The organism is Isoptericola sp. GX10416, from assembly GCF_056590155.1.
In genome coordinates this window covers 1-2,212 of record NZ_JBWPVO010000028.1, presented here as the reverse complement: position 1 = coordinate 2,212, position 2,212 = coordinate 1, and the positions used below count along the sequence as shown (strand labels likewise).

Genomic DNA, 2,212 nt, shown 5'->3' with positions numbered 1-2,212 from the left:
TCTGCGCCCGTAGCTCAACGGATAGAGCATCTGACTACGGATCAGAAGGTTGGGGGTTCGAATCCCTCCGGGCGCACGCTGAGATGACGGCTCGATCCCTCCGGGATCGGGCCGTTTCTCATCGGTGGGCCCGCGGGGCGGTACCGCAGCGAGGCACGTCGGCAGCAGGGATCCTGAGGTCGTACGGAACTGACCTGGCCCCTCGCCGCCGCAGCCGTGCGGCGGGCAGCACGTGGCGCGACGGAGCGTCGGGTGCGAGACGCTGCACGACGTACGGGAGGATGGTCGCATGAGCGATCAGACCTGGAAGTTGATCGCCATCGTGGCCTACCTGGCACTGATGCTGGGGATCGGCTACACCGCGTTCCGCAACACGAAGAACCTCGACGACTACATGCTGGGTGGCCGACGGTTGCGCCCCGGCGTCGCGGCGCTGAGTGCTGGCGCCTCGGACATGTCCGGCTGGCTGCTGATGGGCCTGCCCGGCGCCATCTATGCCGCGGGGCTGGTGGAGGCGTGGATCGCCATCGGGCTCACGGTCGGCGCGTGGCTCAACTGGAAGTTCGTGGCGCCGCGGCTGCGGGCCTACACCGAGGTCTCGAACAACTCGATCACGATCCCGAGCTTCTTCGAGAACCGGCTCCGGGACACCTCGCGGCTGCTGCGGATCGCCGCCGGCGTGATCGTCCTGGTGTTCTTCACCTTCTACGTCTCCTCCGGGATGGTCGCGGGCGGGACCTTCTTCGAGAGCTCGTTCGACATGAGCTACCTGACGGGCCTGCTCGTCGTCGGTGGCGTCACGCTGGCCTACACCCTGTTCGGCGGATTCCTCGGTGCGACGTGGACCGACGTCGCACAGGGGGTCCTCATGCTCCTGGCGCTGGTCCTCGTGCCGATCGTGGCCATCGCCGAGATGGGTGGATGGGACGTCGTGCGCGAGGGGATCCTCGCCGCGGACACCTCGGCCGCCGCGGACCACCTGTCCTTCGTCGCCGGTGCCTCGGCCACCGGTGTCATCTCCGCGGTCGCCTGGGGGCTCGGGTACTTCGGTCAGCCGCACATCATCGTGCGCTTCATGGCGATGCGATCGCCGGCGGACGCCAAGGTGGGCCGTCGCATCGGCATCTCGTGGATGATCCTCACGGGTATAGGCGCCGTCATGACCGGACTGATCGGCGTTGCGTACGTCAACGTCAACGGGCTCACGCTGGAGAACCCGGAGACCGTCTTCCTCTTCCTGGCCCAGACCTTGTTCCATCCCCTGGTGGCGGGGCTCGTGCTGGCCGCCGTGCTCGCGGCGATCATGTCGACGATCTCTTCCCAGCTCATCGTCTCTTCGTCGGCGCTCGTCGAGGACCTGGTGAAGATGACGACCAAGCGGGAGCTCACCCCGAAGGCTCAGGTGATGCTCGGCCGAGCGGGCGTCCTCATGGTGGCCCTCGTCGCGGGCCTCATCGCGCTGGACCGCACGGCGACGATCCTCGACCTGGTCGGGTTCGCCTGGGCCGGCTTCGGTGCGGCGTTCGGCCCGATCGTCCTGCTGAGCCTCTACTGGCGCCGGCTGACCCGCTGGGGTGCGCTCGCCGGGATGGTGGGCGGCGCCGTGGTCGCGTTCACCTGGGGACGCAGCGGACTGTCTGACTCGCTGTACGAGATCGTCCCGGGGTTCGCCGTGGGCCTGGTGGCGGCCGTGGGGGTGAGCCTGCTGACCGCTCGGCCAGGTGCGGACGTCGAGGAGGAGTTCGACGAGGCCCGACGGCTCGCCGCGCCTCCCGCCCGGAGCGCGGCGGTCTGAGCCGGGTCGTTGCCTCGGGGCCCGGGCGAGCCGCTCGGGGGAGTGGCGCGCGCCACGTCGTCCCGCGTTGACGCCAGGGCCGCGACCTCTGTAATGTTCTCTGAGTCAGCCCGACGGGCCGACGGACACCGAGGAGACAGCCCACGGGCTGGGTACCGGTGGCCGGGCCGGAGCTGAAAACCACATCCTTCTGGATCAGGACGCCATGCGCGCTCTGATAGAGTGGGGCGGGTTCGGAATCACCGAAATCGCACGAATCAGAGATTCGGTCGGTTTGCACGGAGATATCGGAACTGCTAAGTTAGAGGGGTTGCCCCGGACGGGGTCGGAGCGGTTGTTCCGGTCTTGGATGGTGTGCGTCGGTTGTTTGAGAACTCAACAGTGTGCTTGATAGTCAATGCCAAATTTTGAACCTTT

The 2,212-nt window shown here is 67.5% G+C and carries 1 protein-coding gene and 1 tRNA gene; both read left to right on the top strand.

What is annotated here, in order from left to right; translation table 11 throughout:
• The first annotated feature begins 3 nt into the window (after positions 1–3).
• Positions 4–76, top strand: a tRNA-Arg gene (locus tag ACWAT2_RS19275).
• Positions 77–289: 213 nt separating this feature from the next.
• The gene (putP, locus tag ACWAT2_RS19270) at positions 290–1,795 is read left to right on the top strand and encodes a sodium/proline symporter PutP (RefSeq protein ID WP_402376389.1); all 1,506 of its coding nucleotides are present in this window, start codon (positions 290–292) and stop codon (positions 1,793–1,795) included.
• Positions 1,796–2,212 lie beyond the last annotated feature (417 nt).

Excerpts from the sequence above, each read along its gene's own strand:
- putP (WP_402376389.1), top strand. The coding sequence starts at position 290 with ATGAGCGATCAGACCTGGAAGTTGATCGCCATCGTGGCCTACCTGGCA.